The 15,096-nt window shown below is 42.8% G+C and carries 15 protein-coding genes; 7 read left to right on the top strand and 8 right to left on the bottom strand.

The genetic code is table 11. From position 1 onward, the window contains the following. Positions 1-79 precede the first annotated feature (79 nt). Positions 80-799: a hypothetical protein gene (locus ACKTT2_RS42185; RefSeq protein ID WP_038105829.1), complete on the top strand. Its 720-nt coding sequence runs from the start codon at positions 80-82 to the stop codon at positions 797-799. 93 nt (positions 800-892) lie between these two features. Further along, a complete protein-coding gene (locus ACKTT2_RS42180) occupies positions 893-1,843 on the top strand; it encodes an alpha/beta fold hydrolase (protein ID WP_407897814.1) in 951 nt (316 codons plus the stop codon). A gap of 52 nt (positions 1,844-1,895) precedes the next feature. Here ACKTT2_RS42180 and tsaD read toward each other — a convergent pair whose 3' ends face one another. Next, the gene (gene tsaD, locus ACKTT2_RS42175; RefSeq protein WP_407897812.1) at positions 1,896-2,936 is read right to left on the bottom strand and encodes a tRNA (adenosine(37)-N6)-threonylcarbamoyltransferase complex transferase subunit TsaD; all 1,041 of its coding nucleotides are present in this window, start codon (positions 2,934-2,936) and stop codon (positions 1,896-1,898) included. 323 nt (positions 2,937-3,259) lie between these two features. Here tsaD and ACKTT2_RS42170 point away from each other — a divergent pair, with 323 nt between their 5' ends. The 3 genes from ACKTT2_RS42170 to ACKTT2_RS42160 all read left to right on the top strand — a co-directional run bounded on the left by ACKTT2_RS42170 (position 3,260) and on the right by ACKTT2_RS42160 (position 4,840). Further along, positions 3,260-3,757 carry a Photosystem I reaction center subunit III gene (locus ACKTT2_RS42170; RefSeq protein WP_407897810.1) on the top strand — a complete coding sequence of 166 codons (498 nt, stop codon included), beginning with the start codon at positions 3,260-3,262 and terminating at the stop codon, positions 3,755-3,757. Positions 3,758-3,846: 89 nt separating this feature from the next. Then, positions 3,847-3,978, top strand: a complete 132-nt coding sequence (locus ACKTT2_RS42165; RefSeq protein ID WP_407897808.1) for a Photosystem I reaction center subunit IX — start codon at positions 3,847-3,849, stop codon at positions 3,976-3,978. Positions 3,979-4,321: 343 nt separating this feature from the next. Beyond that, positions 4,322-4,840 (top strand): photosystem I reaction center subunit XI, encoded by a 519-nt coding sequence (locus tag ACKTT2_RS42160; RefSeq protein ID WP_407897861.1) that lies wholly within the window; start codon positions 4,322-4,324, stop codon positions 4,838-4,840. An 82-nt stretch (positions 4,841-4,922) separates the two neighbouring features. Here ACKTT2_RS42160 and gmk read toward each other — a convergent pair whose 3' ends face one another. The 5 genes from gmk to hetZ form a co-directional block, all read right to left on the bottom strand. After that, complete coding sequence (gene gmk, locus ACKTT2_RS42155; protein WP_407897806.1) at positions 4,923-5,522, bottom strand: guanylate kinase; 600 nt, start codon at positions 5,520-5,522, stop codon at positions 4,923-4,925. Positions 5,523-5,697: 175 nt separating this feature from the next. Further along, positions 5,698-5,964 carry an extracellular matrix/biofilm regulator RemA gene (gene remA / locus ACKTT2_RS42150; RefSeq protein ID WP_038079793.1) on the bottom strand — a complete coding sequence of 89 codons (267 nt, stop codon included), beginning with the start codon at positions 5,962-5,964 and terminating at the stop codon, positions 5,698-5,700. Between the two features lie 423 nt (positions 5,965-6,387). Further along, a complete protein-coding gene (locus tag ACKTT2_RS42145; RefSeq protein ID WP_407897803.1) occupies positions 6,388-8,697 on the bottom strand; it encodes a transglutaminase TgpA family protein in 2,310 nt (769 codons plus the stop codon). Positions 8,698-8,950: 253 nt separating this feature from the next. Beyond that, entirely contained in the window at positions 8,951-9,934 is a 984-nt protein-coding gene (locus tag ACKTT2_RS42140; protein WP_407897800.1) for a PatU, read from the bottom strand. Continuing rightward, positions 9,927-11,117: a heterocyst differentiation protein HetZ gene (gene hetZ / locus ACKTT2_RS42135; RefSeq protein ID WP_407897795.1), complete on the bottom strand. Its 1,191-nt coding sequence runs from the start codon at positions 11,115-11,117 to the stop codon at positions 9,927-9,929. The genes ACKTT2_RS42140 and hetZ overlap by 8 nt, the downstream gene beginning before the upstream one ends. A 95-nt stretch (positions 11,118-11,212) precedes the next feature. Between hetZ and ACKTT2_RS42130 the strand changes: the two genes are divergently transcribed. Continuing rightward, the gene (locus ACKTT2_RS42130; RefSeq protein WP_407897859.1) at positions 11,213-11,686 is read left to right on the top strand and encodes a hypothetical protein; all 474 of its coding nucleotides are present in this window, start codon (positions 11,213-11,215) and stop codon (positions 11,684-11,686) included. A gap of 124 nt (positions 11,687-11,810) precedes the next feature. Here the strand turns inward: ACKTT2_RS42130 and sds are convergent, their stop codons facing one another. Continuing rightward, the gene (sds, locus tag ACKTT2_RS42125) at positions 11,811-12,782 is read right to left on the bottom strand and encodes a solanesyl diphosphate synthase (RefSeq protein ID WP_407897793.1); all 972 of its coding nucleotides are present in this window, start codon (positions 12,780-12,782) and stop codon (positions 11,811-11,813) included. 1,064 nt (positions 12,783-13,846) lie between these two features. On the opposite strand from sds, the gene ACKTT2_RS42120 reads away from it, so the two are divergent. After that, entirely contained in the window at positions 13,847-14,020 is a 174-nt protein-coding gene (locus ACKTT2_RS42120) for a hypothetical protein (RefSeq protein WP_407897791.1), read from the top strand. Between the two features lie 100 nt (positions 14,021-14,120). On the opposite strand, the gene murI is transcribed toward ACKTT2_RS42120, so the two are convergent. Beyond that, complete coding sequence (gene murI, locus ACKTT2_RS42115) at positions 14,121-14,960, bottom strand: glutamate racemase (protein ID WP_407897789.1); 840 nt, start codon at positions 14,958-14,960, stop codon at positions 14,121-14,123. Positions 14,961-15,096: the final 136 nt, after the last annotated feature.

Here is a 15,096-nt window from a genome sequence, read left to right as displayed (position 1 = left end):
TTAACCATACTCCCTACTCCCTACCCCCTACTCCCTACCCCCTACTCCCTACCCCCTACCCCCTGCCCAATTCTCAATTATGGCTTCTGGCTTAAAATCTTCTACACTGGAACTTCTAAAACGCTTTAACCGAGCGTTCCCTCAGTTTTACGAACAATTTGTGAGCAGCGAGATTCAGTTACAAAATTTGCGGCTTGCGTATCGATTGTATAAAAGTAGACGTGCTGTTATAGAACTAAAACCAGAGGGTAGCAAAAGTGCCTTACACTTTGCTTACCGCAACCAGTCTTTTCTACTAAGCGATATTTTTGGTGTATTAGCTGCTTACGGATTAACTATTCATGGTCTAAGTTTATACGGTCAAATTCGACCGCCGATGTTAGTTTTTATCAAACTATTAGTATCTCGAGGTAGCAAAGCTCTGACTGAGAAAACATCAGAAAATGTATGTCGTGCCATTCGAGAAGCATTAGGTGGGCGGTTTGAGGTAGAAGAAATGCTGGCAGTAGAATTTAATTTAGATACTGGCTTAGAGCAAGTACAAACTGAGTTCTATGTCGATCCTGTCTTTCATCTTCCTGCCCTAGTGATTGAAGCTGATAATCAACCAGGCTTATTTTATAAAGTTATGTACGCTATTTGGCAGGAAGACCTTTTGGTAGTCAATGCCAATTTACTAGTTTGGAGAGGGCGCACGCGCTTGATTCTCTACTTGCTAGGACCAAATGAAAGCCTAATCCCAGAGTATTTGGGTCACAAAATTGCCGAAGGAGTCCGTCAGAGGTTAATGGGGAGATGAGGGTCAGTGACCACCTGACCAGTGAGCAGTGACCAGTGACCAATGACCAATGACTAATCCCCATTTTTCAATCGAAACGGATACCATAGAAATATGGCAACCATCGAAATCCTGGGCGTTCCACACGCATACGAGCTAACTGCTCCTACATCCTACCCTCACACTCTCGTTTTTATCCACGGATGGCTTAATAGTCGTGGATACTGGCAACCTGTCATCTCTCGGTTGGCAGATAGTTTTCAATGTCTTTGTTACGATTTAAGGGGTTTTGGTGAATCCCAACCCAAGATAAAGACTGATTATAACCAAGACTTAGCTTATTTGAATCTGACTGCTCAATCTACAAGTCCGACTCTTAATCCTTTCGATTCTTTCTACAGCCCCGCAGCATATGCTCAAGATTTAGTCGGTCTTTTACAACAACTTAATATTTCTAGCGCTTGGCTAATCGGTCATTCTTTGGGAGGCACTATTGCCCTTTGGACAGCATCTGAAGTGCCTGAGTGTGTTAAAGGCGTTATCTGTATTAATTCAGGTGGTGGTATTTATCTTAAAGAAGCTTTTGAACAGTTCCGCTCCGCAGGTCAAAAGTTTTTACAAGTCCGTCCTCGCTGGCTCAGCCAATTGCCTTTAATCGATTTGCTGTTTACACGGGCAAATGTAGCCCGCCCTTTAGAGCGTACTTGGGCGCGTCAACGAGTGATAGATTTTGTTGTTGCAGACCCAGAAGCGGCTTTGGGATCGCTTCTAGATTCTACAACAGAAGAAGAGGTGAATCGTTTACCTCAACTTGTTTCCCGATTAAATCAACCAGTCTATTTCCTGGCTGGGGAAGAAGACAAGGTTATGGAACCTAAATACGTTCGTCATCTAGCTAGCTTTCACCGACTGTTTCAATACAGTGGAGACAATGTTATTGAAATTCCTCATTGCGGTCATCTAGCTATGTTAGAACAACCAGATGTCGTTGCGACTCACATTCACTCTCTCGTCAAAAATCAACACTCAACAATCAGTAGCGAACAGTCAATGGTTAATGGTTAATTGTCATTGGTCAAGTATCATTTGTCATTTGTCATTGGTTACTGTTTACTGTTCACTGGTACAAATTCATGACTTGAGTGAGTGCTAGCCTTGACTGTACGTTTAGTGTCAGGGCTGAGGTGTGACCTCTATTGAGGTGGTCAGCCGCTGCACACCCAATCATCGCCGCATTGTCCGTACAAAATTTCAGGGGGGGAAATATTACGCGCAGGTTGTGAGTTTCTGCAGCTTGTTGTAAATGTTTTCTTAAACCACTATTAGCCGCTACTCCTCCACCAATGGCTATCGTGGAAAGTCCGTAATCTAATGCACAAGCAATAGTTCTCTTGGTTAACGATCGCGCTACTGTTTCTTGAAAACTCGCTGCCACATCTGCTACAGGAATTGGCTGTTCGTCTTTCTCAAACTGCTGTACGAGTCTCAACACCGCTGTCTTTAAACCACTAAAGCTAGCGTCATAACGATGATATCCACCTGTTGCTAGGGAAACTTTCCCTTCTGGCAGTATAAATGCTTGTGGATTTCCTTCCCGAGCCAATCTATCTATAACAGGACCCCCAGGATACCCCAATTTCATTAAACGGGCAACCTTATCAAAGGCTTCCCCTGCCGCATCGTCGCGTGTTTCTCCCAAGGTCTCATATATACCACAATCTTTGACATAAATCAAACTTGTGTGTCCGCCAGAAACCAACAAACTTAAGAAAGGTGGCTCTAATGCTGGTTCGCTCAAGTAAGTGGCATAAATATGACCTTCAAGATGATGGACTCCCAGAAATGGTTTGTTGCGTACCATTGCCAAGGTTTTGGCAGCAGTCAACCCAACTAACAATGCACCCACTAGCCCAGGGGCGCAGGTGGCAGCGATCCCATCGATGTTTTCCCAATCGAGTTTCGCTTGTTCTAAAGCTTGGGCGATCGCTCCATTGATTGTATCCAAATGTTGGCGAGATGCCACTTCCGGCACGACTCCACCATACTGCTGATGAACAGAAATTTGAGACGCAATAATACTACTACAAACTTGACGATTGTTAACAATTGCGACTGCAGTTTCATCACAGCTCGTTTCAATAGCTAAAACAGTTGACATTGTTGAATAGGGAATAAGGGATTGGGGGTTGGGGAACTCGGGGCCCCCTCTGGGGATAAGGGGCAATGGGGATTGGGATTGGAGTGTGGATGAGGGATTGGCAATGCTTCACTTTTTACAATGCCCAGTCCCCAGTCGCTAGTCCCCAGCCCCCAATCCCCATTGAGAAGCTTTAACTTTTATTTACTTCAACTTTACTCGGTTCGCGCTCAAGAGTATGATGACTTCCTAGTGATGACTTGCTAACTTTGCAAATCAAGGTTGTACAAGCCGCTTCGTTTTGTACAAAAACTTTTTGTTTCGTAATAAAAGGAAACAACTTCATGCGATGCTTGTTTGCTCTGATTTTAGCGATTTGTGTTTGGTTCAACTTTGCTCCTAAAGCTCTTGCTTTAGGCGCGGGTCTAGTTCCTTGCAAAGAATCGCCTGCTTTTCTAGAACGGGTGGACTCCGCCCGCGCTACTAATTTTGACCCTGCATCAGGGGAAAAGCGCTTTGAGCGTTATTCTCAAGCTTTGTGCGGTCCTGAAGGTCTTCCTCACCTAATTGTGGATGGTCGTTTGGATCGTGCTGGAGACTTTCTCATTCCTAGTATTCTCTTCCTCTACATTGCTGGTTGGATTGGCTGGGTAGGTCGTACCTACATACAGAAAAATAAGGCAGAAGGTGGAGACGTGGAATGGCGGGAAGTTAAGATTGAGGTGCCTAAAGCGCTACCAATCATGCTCTCTGGCTTTACTTGGCCTGTAGCTGCACTGCAAGAATTTCTTTCAGGTAAATTAACCGCTAAGGACGAAGAAATTCCCATTTCACCACGTTAGTGGTTAGTAGGGGCGCAAGGCCGCCGCGCCCGTACACTAACCGATTACTAAGTAATTCTCAATCAATTGACTTCCTAGGAGGACATTTCATGCAAAATAATTTTCTTGGATATCTTTCATTGGCACCTGTTCTGTTGTTTGCCAATTTGATTTTCACCGCTGTTTTGTTGATTGTGTTTAACTACTTCTTCCCCGACCTTCTTTTTCACCCACTGCCGTAGTCGGAGATAACAGTCATTTGTAAAAATTTCTAGTACTGTAGGGTGGGCATTGCCCACCAAAAGCCCTATGTCGTGAGCATTACCCACCCTACTTGTATTTTATTAAGTGAATTAAGATTACTATCTATTTCAAAAATCAATTAGAATCGCTATTCTTAAATTAAATATAAAAAAGTTTGAGCCTTAGAAATATATAAGGTGTAGGTGTTTGGGTATTTGAAAATTCAAATTAATTTTTATAAAGTTCAGTAGTAAAAATGAAATTTAGCTAAGATTAACAATTATTATTAACTTGAAATAAAGCCATCATTTTATCTAGAGGCAAACATAAAGTATGGCAGATATAGCACAAGCCGTAGATGCATCAAAAAATCGTCCAAGCGATGCTAGAAATCGCGAGGTAGTTTTTCCTGAATGGCGCGATCCTCAGAGAGGCAACTTGGAAACACCAATCAATGCTTCTCCCCTAACCAAGTGGTACATCAACAACTTACCTGCATATCGTCCTGGAATCACTACTTTCAGACGCGGGCTAGAAATTGGTATGGCTCATGGTTATTGGATCTTTGGTCCTTTTGCCAAATTAGGTCCTCTGCGCGATACCGCTGATGCTAACCTAGCTGGTTTACTAGCAACTTTGGGTTTGATTGTGATTGCAACTGGTTCTTTATCTCTATATGGCAACAGCAATCCTTCTCAGCCCCACGTTACTGTTACCACACCCAATCCTCCAGAGGCTTTTAAATCTGGAGAAGGTTGGAACAACTTTGCTAGTGCTTTCTTAATCGGTGGTATTGGCGGTGCGGTTGTCGCTTACTTGTTAACTAGTAACTTAGAGCTGATTCAAGGTCTATTTCGTTAATAGTTAATAGGGATTGGGGACTAGGGACTGGGGACTGGAAAAATCATTCCCAATTGCCAATCCCTAGTCTCCAATCCCTTCGTTATCTAAAAATAGCCACCTCTATAGCTTTTAGTGCGGATTCTAAATCGTCATTAACGATTTGAAGATCAAATTCATTAGCAGCGCTGATTTCTTCTTTAGCGCGGTGCAAACGACGTGCGATCGCCTCTTCTGAATCTTGAGCGCGACCGCGTATCCGTTTTTCTAGCTCCTCAAGAGAGGGCGGCAAAATAAAAATGCTACAAGCACCTTGAAAAGAAGCGCGAACTTGTCGAGCTCCTTCTAACTCAATTTCTAATACGACAGATTTTCCAGAGCGAGTTTGGTTAATTACGGTTTCGCGAGGAGTCCCGTAATAATTACCTGCATATTCTGCCCACTCCAGTAATTCGCCTGCAGCGACTAATTTTTCAAATTCACCACGACTGATGAAATTATAGTGTTGTCCGTCTATTTCTCCAGGACGAGGAGAACGAGTCGTCACGGATACGGAATAATGCAGATCCGAATGACGCTGTAGGAGACTTCGCAACAAAGTGCCTTTACCTACTCCACTCGGACCAGTTAAAATAATCAGCCTGCCAACAGGCGGGCATTCTTTGGTAGTAGCACCACTTCTGGTGGATAGAACTTGCATCATCCGCTTAACCTGTGAATTGATCGATAAACCTAGCTCAAGAGTCATTAGTCTTTCATGGGCTGGCAGGGTGACTATCAACTAACGTATTTGTAGTTTTAGTGACATAGAACTAGTTTAATCCACATGGTACTGCTGATGTTGTCAAAATAGATTAGGGATTACTAACCTTCTTTTGTTAATTATCTACAGTTTGGTGTTCGCGAGTAATCACGAAGCGATTTGCTACTGTCTCTGGCTGAATTGCCGAAAGAATAACATGACTTGAATCAGTAATAATAACAGCCCTAGTACGCCGCCCATAAGTTGCATCTACGAGCTGACCCCGATCGCGTGCATCCGTAATGATCCGTTTGATTGGAGCAGACTCTGGACTAACTATGGCAACGACTCGGTTGGCAGACACAATATTGCCAAAACCGATGTTGATTAACTGAATGTCCATAACAAAACTGAAGCCAAACGTGGTGTGAGAAGCTTAATTTCAACTATTCTCCATGTTATCCATAAAGAACGAGAGTTACAACGAATAAATTAAAGCTTGCTCAAGTTATTACCTAAGAAACGCTTTTTTTAGCGATTTCTGCCCGAACATCATTAAAAATCTATCTTAGGATATAGGTAAAGTGTACTGAGTCAAGTTATTAACTTGACTTAAAAATAGGGTGTGGAACTGTAACTTAATTCTTTATCATCTTTACCGGTATTGGGCAATATATTTCTTACTATGCCCACTATGCCCATTTTTATACATCCTGGTGTATGCAGTTCCACAAGTAGGTAGGGCTAAAGCCCACCAACATCGAATGGTTGACATTGCCCACCCTACCTAGGTGTTTTATTACTCAATGGTGGGCTTTAGCCCTACCTACCTGGGTGTTTTATTTAACTCCCGCCATCTTTGTTGCAATCGATTTAAGTCAGGCGCATAGCCACCATAACGCCAACTTACGTAAGCTTGGCAAATTTCATCAATGACTTCAGCAATCCCAGAGGAATGATGGTCGTATGATATGCGAGCAAACTCTAATGGTGTTTGTGCTGGATGTTTACCTAAACCTTTTCGAGCTGTCCACCTAAGCATTTGTTGATAGAGGCTTTCCATTGGCGGTAATTTTCTTAGTTTCCAACGATACCGCCACTGTCTCCACAAACGCCATGCCATCCAACTACAAAAGGCGAATGCTGTTCCTATTGTTAAACCCGCGATCGCACCAGCCCAACCTTGGCTGAATAATGAGATAAACCACGACAATGCTTTGAAAATCCAATTAAATATTGTTCCAAATACAGTGTTGAGAAAACCTTTGAGTGGAGTTGGTAACCATCCTGCAACCCAGTTCCAAAATTGATGGAGAACGCCAAATGTTTCTGTATCTTCTACGGAAGGGGGAATCAGAGGATGATTTGGGATTGGGTCAAAAGCATACCAGCCATATTGAGGGAAGTAAACTTCTGTCATGGCGTAAGCATCGGTGTTGCGGACAACGTACATTCCTGTAAATGGATTAAACTCACCCGGACTAAATCCTGCAACTAACCTCGCTGGTATTCCAATGGAACGCAGCATCACTGTTAACACTGTGGAAAAGTGGTCTGGGTATCCTCCTTTGTGCTCGAACAAGAAAGCTTCCACTAGGTCTTCTTTTTCGCTTAAGTAAGGTAACCCAAAAGGACTATCTGGAAAAGTATAGTGTTGCTTTAAATACTGAGCTAAGTACAGCGCTATTTCATAGGGCGATTCCAAAACTTTTTGGGATTTGCCTACCCGTTCGAGATTGTAGTTGGCTAGTATTCCTTCGGTGTGTTTTTTGATTTTGTCGGCAATTCCATCAGGGATTTGTAAGTAGTATTTTTTAATACTTTCTGAATACTTGGTTGCAGCTGTTCTCAACAAAGTGCGATCGCGTTGAGGGACTTCTGAAACTACCGTATAAGTCAGACCTTCTGATAATTCGACGGGTGCTCGCAACCCGCCTTCTTTATCCACCGCGACCATTGGTGTCGGAAAGTAAATTTCTTTAGGATGTGCCATCGCTGGAATTAAGTTAGGCAAATCCGACACCACTGTATATGTTTGTACTATATCTTTACTTTGACCCCCAAAGACAGCTCTTGGTAGAAAAATTTGGAAAGACCAAGGAGGACGTTTAACTGTCTCAAGTTGTTCGGTGCGAGAAATTTCCCATCCTTTACCCGTGTAACGGTCAAATCCCAAAACTCTCCAAAAACCAGGGCTTTGCGATCGTACTCGCATTACCACTTTGGGTTTCATCTCTCCCCGGAGGTTTTGGTTTATTTGACTGCTAAAACCGTAATAAAAATTATCGTTGAGTTTTCCTGGAGCCCCAGGTTGGTTTTCTCCCAATCCACTACTGTTTGAGACAGCACCTCGGTTTTTTTGCTCATTCCCTCGGCGTATATAACCTGGGTTAACAATACTACGCCCTGTAAACTCTCCTTTCACATCAATGGGGGCGCTGACTGGAAACATACGGAGTTGATAGCCGGGAACTCTGGGTAAAACAGCAAAAATACTCAGTCCCGCTACCACAACGATTAAAAAATTGAAGAAAAGAAATTTCCAATTTAATAGAGTTGTTTTTTGTTGTTCCCTAGTTGAACCAGGGAACGAAACCAATTTTTGGAATCCTAGCCGGGAACGGTAATCAAGTACCAAAGTCGGCAAAGCAATTGCCAGAAATAGAAGCAGCACGGGCGCAAATGCCAGAGTTTGACTGAGTGTTGCGGCGACACCAAGCAAAATCAACCCAATGACAATTGAATAACCCAAGTCTTTGCGACGAGGCGTATCAAAGCTATGAAGCACTTGGAGCTGAATTAATAACTCTGCCAAAGCCAAGCGCGTATCATTTAGCTCGCCAAATAATCGTCCAAAGAAAGCACCAAGTGCTGCTAACATTCCGATGGCGATACAGAACTTAACCGAGACATTACGTTCGCGGCGTCGTTGGTAACTCCAAATCGCGCCAACGATTGAAAGGGGTACTGCCCAAAGACTAAATTTAGTTTCTGCAGCAATATCCGTGGCGATAATCCCAACAACCACCAACGCTAGCACGAGCACCCGTAAGGTAATTGTATTTTCCACTTCCACCAACGGCGTCTCCTGCATACTTTGCCGCAAGAGATGGACAACAGGTAGACGCCAATTCATCCTGGATTTGTTAATCATTGAAAAGCAAGAAAGCAGTCTATGGGTAATGTAATCAAAGCGGCAATCTTAGACGCTACAAGCGATCGGTGAATTGGTAAAACCGTTTCCTCCTCCTCGTGTCTTCCTCATAGCAGCTTTCTGTAGACGCCCTAATGACGCTTAATGTTGAAAAGAGAATTGCTCAAAACCAGGATTTTCATTTCGTCACAATGGCGTTTTATTAATTCATGGTGCTAGCGATGGCAAAAGCGGTTTACGCCGTGGGAACAATTACAAAAACGAGTGGTCTATTGTCTATTTCTTTTAACTCCACTTCTAGGGTGTAGGTCTGGTTGAGTTGTATGTCATTTAATTCGACATCGACTGCTCCCGGACTTGAAGACTCTACCATTGCTTGAGAGGCTTCTCCCTGAAGGTTTAAAATTCCCGCTCCAGGTAACTCGCAATGAACCCGTAGTTTAGAGATCGATCCTTGGGTTTGGTATTCCACCTTTAAAGTAAGAACACCCGCGCTCGTTAACCATTGTCTTTCTACAAGTGGCTCGGTTGATGAAACAGGTAGCGTCAAATTTTCTAACAGCTGTTTGGCCGCCATTAATGACAGTGCCATTTGTTGGCGGGGCTGTAAATCTGAGTAGCTACTTTCTAGATTTGGCATGGTCTCTATAGCATCCACAGCGGATCTATAGGGACTTCTGAGTACCAATCCGGCTATGTCATTTACAATCTCAGGTTCTGCAGGGAATAGGTTTTCCACCGCTTGCACCAATTTAGTCCCCAACGGTAATGAAGACGACACTAACCCTTGGCACTTTTCCAGTAACATCTGGAAAACTCTTTCCGGTAATAGAATCGGCAAATTCAGCTTGACTTGCTGTGCCGCCCACCCCCAAACCGGAACCAAGTCAACTGACGGTTTGTCTACATAATCGGGGTAGTCTGTCAGTTGGTTTTCCCAGGGGAATAGCGGCGGGTGATTTTCAATTTGAATTTGTAACCGACGTTTAAGGACGGCTTGGAAACGTTCTTGCACAGTAGGAATTTCTCCCAGTTGAAAGGTTTGGGGTTTTGGTCTCGATCGAAAATCGCCACCGTTGGTCGCGGCGGCTGTTTCATCTAGATTGTTTACCCCCTGAACGTCCTTACAATCTCCCAAGTTTTCTTTTTCAGTTTCTTGAGGGTCGCCCAATAACCAAGTAAGCAACTGGTTTTGTAAGGATTCTGAGTCACTATTCATGAGTAGATGCACCCGATCCGGATATTAAAGAGTTACGAATTTCCCAAGCATGCTCAAGAATTTTAAACCACCGTTTTTGTAATTGTGCCATTGATAACCCTAAAGTTTTGGCAATCTTTTCGTCAGGTATTCCCTGTTGTTTTAACTCTAATAGAGACCTTTGCTTATCGTCCAGTTTTGCTGTATAAATTTGCCACTGTTGTGGTGTCAATCCTAGATTAGTGCGCAAATCGGCTTCTAGCCACTCATGCACTAACTCCCAACGATGCAACAGTGCAAATCGAATTAAGTGGTATTTAAATCGCTGTTGCAAATAATCCCGTTGTCTCGGCGTTAACCCTAAGATGGACTCTATTTCCTGTGCTGATAAATCTTGCAGGCGGAGGGAAAAGTAATCAGCACAGTCTGATTGTTGTTTTTCTTCTAGGTAGTTCATTAATTCTGTAACAACTACAGAACGTAAAGTATCTTCTTGGGGTTCGGGTTCTGGCTGTGTTGCCATTGCACTTCGCAATTGCTGCACGGCGGGATCTTCCCAAGAACCATCGCCTTCATTTCCGCTTCCCTCTGCGGCTTGTTCTATATCAACACAAGTTTCCGGTGGCTGTTGTTGAGAAAATGTTTGTGCTCGAAGAATAATGAGTTGTTGTTGGCGTCCTGGTAAGGGTATCCTCCTTTTGGCATAACGTTCGGTAAATGCCATATACTCTGCTAATTCCAACAGAGTTTGCGGACGATAACTAGCACTTAGTTGGTTTTCTCTTCGGAAAGCGTTTAGGGATTCTAAGTAAAAACTCTGTAAGAAATCTTCAATGACAACGAGCCGTCCTTGATAACTCAATTGTCTTTGAGGAGGATTTATGTAGCGATAAATAATCGCACTTAAGGTGCTATGTAATTCGACCCTACCTCGATTAGAACCCAACTCGTAGTACCTGAGACACTGTTGCAGCCTATGTTTGGCTAGAGCGATCGCGGAGTTTTCCACAGCCCCGGTGGCTTGGATGCGTTTGCTCTCACTGCAAATTCTATTGACTTCGGCGGCTATTCGTGTTGACACATCTCGACAGTTGTGCTCCGAAGCTTTTGTTGAGTGCTGAAGCTCCTTAAATAGGAGTTGATATATCGCCTCCACGCCGATAGAACTTACTCCCTGAATTGTTACGGTTGCGGCTGAATTCATAATCAAGTTTTAAAAAGACCCTAACATACTTGAGTACAACCTGTAAGCCTGCTTTTTAATTGCTTATATAACCACTTGCAGTTTTACAGATAATGATGGATTTACAAGCACAAATTCAATTGCTGATTGACAATGCACCCAAAGATGGTGTAACACCGCAACTTGTCACAGCAATCGCTCCTGTCCTGATCGCGATCGCTCAGAAATTACGCCGTTCCCAATACTACATACTCCAAAATTTGGATGGAAGCTGGGTTTTGACTACCTTAAGCAACCGCGCAAATCCACAGTTAGAAAAGCGCGTAATTTATGCTTTTCCTACATTACAGGATGTCCCACGCAAATCAAATGCTGGGCTTGACCCTCAATTGGTAGCTACACCCGTCCCTGTCACTCACATCCTGTTCCAACTGGTAGCAATGGAACCCGTAGATAGTATAGTTTTTTTTGAAACTTCTGGCATTAACAGTGATGGAGTAGAAATCAGACGAGCTGACCTGGAAAACCTAATTCAGCAGAAGCTTCAACAGAACAGAAAGAATATGCAAATTCCTCCGGACATTGCATAAATTTTATCAGCTATCAGGTATTAGCGTGTATACTCTCATGCTAAACCAATGAGTTGGTCTATGTATATGATTTAGTTATTAAGTCTTGAAAATTGGAGATTGGGGTGTCCCCAATCCCCAGTCCCTAAAACAGACGACTCAACACGTAATCAGCCATTTTAATCAACGCTTGACGGCTATCAGAAGGAGGTAGATCTGCTATGTGCTCTACTGCTGAGCGAGCATGATGGGTTGCTAGTTCCCGAGATCGCTGTAGACCCTGACTTTCTTCAATTAAGGAGAGGGCTTGGTCTAAATCTCCTTCTTGGGCAAATTCTCTTTCTATCAAAACTTCCAAGTACGGTTGTTCTTCTAACGCGAATAAAACGGGTGCTGTTAAATTGCCACTTTTTAAATCTGAAGAAGCGGGTTTACCCAAAGTATCTGTCGAACTGGTGAAATCTAAAATGTCATCCACAATCTGAAACGCTAAACCAATGTGACGCCCGTAGTTATACAAGTGCTCAGTAACTTCTTGAGAAACCTCGCTCAAAACTCCTGCTGCCTTAGCACTGTTAGCTATTAAAGAAGCAGTTTTGTAATAACTCTTATTTAAATAAGTCTCAATAGTTATACTGTTATCAAATCGACTTAATCCTTGCTGAATTTCGCCAGTTGCCAGATCCATTATCACTTGCGACAGTAGTTTCACTACTTCTAAATTGTCCAAATTTGCTAGATACCAAGAAGCTTGAGCAAACAAAAAATCTCCTGCTAAAATAGCAATTCGGTTACCAAACAAACTGTGAACTGTAGGAACATTACGCCGCATTTCTGATTCATCAACCACATCGTCGTGTACTAAGCTAGCCGTATGAATCATTTCTGTAATCTCAGCTAGACGACGATGGCGAGGCGTAATGTCCTGTTGGAGCATTGTTGCCCGCGAGATGAGTAAGACGATGGCTGGTCTAATACGCTTTCCCCCAGCTCCAAATAAGTGTTCGGCGGCTGCACAAAGGATGGGGTGACCATTTCCGACTAGCTGCTTCAAATTGTCTGCTAGTAAAAGCAGGTCAGCTTCCACTGGGGAAAAAAGGGAGGTGGCTGGGGTCATGGATGGGCAGACTCTGGCTTTAATTTACGAAAGTTTACATATCTTCTACTCATTTTAAGATAATCTAGTCATTTTTGAGATAAAGGGATAAAACATTAAGTATTGGGCATGGGCATTAGGCATTGAGCACTAGTCACTAAGGAAGTACTTTGTTACAATTCTTAAGGTATTAATGTGTATTCAAAAAGCTTAGGGATAAAATTGTCATTTTTTCTCATGAAGAAGAAAGCACACTGAGATAATTTTGAGTATATGTTCGCACTTAAAAGCAATCTTTAATACTTTTTTAAGAAATTTAAGCTCTTCTTTATTCTAAATAAAAGCGCTTTTCTTCATAAAAACTTTAATTTTCAGTAGATTTACTGTAGTGTTTTTACTAGTGACATTGAAAACAAGGGTAAATTGATTTTTTAGGTATAATATAGTTGTTTCTTATACATTAGTCACTTTTAAGTAAAAAATAATATATTCGATTCCTATGTAACTAACCGTAGAAAATTTTAAATTTAGCAGAAAAATTGGCGAAAAAGTCAGGGTGGTTGTGTTACGCTAAAATCAAGGGATTTTAAGTTATTGAGAGTTCACCATCCGGCGAGAAAATCACCAAGAGGTGTTTTCCTCTACTGGTGTTGTGAGTGAATAGAGTATCGTGGGCTTCGATCAAGGGAATTATTCGTTGGTTGAGTCCCTCGTGTCCAAAACCTCAAGGTTAAAGCCATGCGCTTCCTTTAGGGGAAACGTTGTAGTTCAGAGCACAGAAAAAGCACTTGCTTTGCAAGTGCGGGATTAAGTGCGTGTGAAATAATGCAGACTGGGTAGACTGCTGAAACAACAGATTGCGTTTGCCTTTTAGCAAACCAACTATTTGTTGCTGTAGGTATAGTTTGCAAAAAAATTCCTTATAAGTGGATTGCAAGGGAGAGCATTTAGCTCTACCGAAAAATTTGTTACGTAGACAGCCACTACAAAATGTAGTTTGTGGCTGAAGTTCTACATTATCTATTTAAGTTTATAACCCTTGGACACAAGACCTGGTAGAGAAGATGATTTACGGAAAAATGCCTATGATGATTTTTATATTAGCTTCTGGTTACTTGTTAGCAGTCTACCTCTTGTTGGCACTAGCAAAGAGAACTGGAAATAAGACAGCTAGCGAGAACTCTCTGCGAGTTTCTCAAACAAAGAAAGAGGATGTAGCATTAAGGTCAAATGTGACTGAGGCTACTAGCTTACACTAGTTAAGCGTCAACAGTCAACAGAGGGATTAAAGACTGGGGACTGGGAATTGGGAATATATTTTTCACCAGTCCCTAACCCCTAATCCCTAATCCCTAGCTCCTAACTCCTAACCCCTAATTCCTCAGCCCAATAGACTGCTTCAACGCTTGGTGTATACCCCAGCCATTGCAAGCAGGACTGAGCAAACTGTTGCGGACATCCACTGACAGCGAAACGTGTTGGGACTGGTGGATGAGTATTTTTCAAACCCATCACATCTAGTTCTCGAGCACAAGCAGCAACAACGTGTACAGCAGGATCGACTAACTGTACTTGGGACGGTAGAAGCGATCGCAATACTGGTGCTAAGTGAGGATAGTGAGTACAGCCGTAAACTAAGGTGTCAATCTGATGGTGTATTAGTGGTTCGAGGTACGAGCGTGCCACTTCTATGGTGTAGGGATCTCGAACGCGATTTTGTTCGATGAGTGGCACAAACTCCGGACAACCGACTTGCCAGACTTGAGTGTGGGGATTTACTTCTAGGATAGCATGTCGATATGCATTACTTTTGGCAGTTGCGGGAGTGGCAATGACTCCAATACGTTTACCACACTCCACTGCTGCCATTGCCCCAGGGAGGATAATTCCCAGGACGGGAAAAGGATATTCGTCCCGCACTGCCTCTAGAGCTAGAGCAGAACTAGTGTTACACGCCATAACAACCATCTTCACTTGTTGCTGTTGCATCCAATCGAGGATGTCACGGACATATTGTACTATTTCACCTGGTGTACGAATGCCATAAGGAAGTCGAGCCGTATCCCCAAAGTAAATAATAGATTCCTGGGGGAGTTGCTTGTAGAGTTGTCGCAGTACCGTTAAACCACCTACACCACTATCAAAAATGCCAATTGCGGCACGTTGAGGTTCGTTATCAAAATGAGAATAGCTGAACACAGGCAGAAAGTATTAATTTATGTTTTGCGATTGAATATACAATGACTGATGGCTAATAGCTAATGGCTAATGGCTAATTGTTAAAAGTCCTTCATTAGGATACTTTGACGCAAGTAGAGTGGGCAATACCCACCCT

This window comes from Scytonema hankhaensis NUACC26 (assembly GCF_045865695.1).
Taxonomy (GTDB): Bacteria; Cyanobacteriota; Cyanobacteriia; order Cyanobacteriales; family Nostocaceae; genus Scytonema.
Note: the sequence above shows the minus strand (reverse complement) of the source record. Positions and strands in the feature narration are given on the sequence as shown.

What these genes read in the sequence shown, in the direction of transcription:
- ACKTT2_RS42185 (WP_038105829.1), top strand. Translation starts at nt 80, where the DNA reads ATGGCTTCTGGCTTAAAATCTTCTACACTGGAACTTCTAAAACGCTTT.
- ACKTT2_RS42180 (WP_407897814.1), top strand. Translation starts at nt 893, where the DNA reads ATGGCAACCATCGAAATCCTGGGCGTTCCACACGCATACGAGCTAACT.
- tsaD (WP_407897812.1), bottom strand. Translation starts at nt 2,936, where the DNA reads ATGTCAACTGTTTTAGCTATTGAAACGAGCTGTGATGAAACTGCAGTC.
- ACKTT2_RS42170 (WP_407897810.1), top strand. Translation starts at nt 3,260, where the DNA reads ATGCGATGCTTGTTTGCTCTGATTTTAGCGATTTGTGTTTGGTTCAAC.
- ACKTT2_RS42165 (WP_407897808.1), top strand. Translation starts at nt 3,847, where the DNA reads ATGCAAAATAATTTTCTTGGATATCTTTCATTGGCACCTGTTCTGTTG.
- gmk (WP_407897806.1), bottom strand. Translation starts at nt 5,522, where the DNA reads ATGATGCAAGTTCTATCCACCAGAAGTGGTGCTACTACCAAAGAATGC.
- remA (WP_038079793.1), bottom strand. Translation starts at nt 5,964, where the DNA reads ATGGACATTCAGTTAATCAACATCGGTTTTGGCAATATTGTGTCTGCC.
- ACKTT2_RS42145 (WP_407897803.1), bottom strand. Translation starts at nt 8,697, where the DNA reads ATGAATTGGCGTCTACCTGTTGTCCATCTCTTGCGGCAAAGTATGCAG.
- ACKTT2_RS42140 (WP_407897800.1), bottom strand. Translation starts at nt 9,934, where the DNA reads ATGAATAGTGACTCAGAATCCTTACAAAACCAGTTGCTTACTTGGTTA.
- hetZ (WP_407897795.1), bottom strand. Translation starts at nt 11,117, where the DNA reads ATGAATTCAGCCGCAACCGTAACAATTCAGGGAGTAAGTTCTATCGGC.
- ACKTT2_RS42130 (WP_407897859.1), top strand. Translation starts at nt 11,213, where the DNA reads ATGGATTTACAAGCACAAATTCAATTGCTGATTGACAATGCACCCAAA.
- sds (WP_407897793.1), bottom strand. Translation starts at nt 12,782, where the DNA reads ATGACCCCAGCCACCTCCCTTTTTTCCCCAGTGGAAGCTGACCTGCTT.
- ACKTT2_RS42120 (WP_407897791.1), top strand. Translation starts at nt 13,847, where the DNA reads ATGATGATTTTTATATTAGCTTCTGGTTACTTGTTAGCAGTCTACCTC.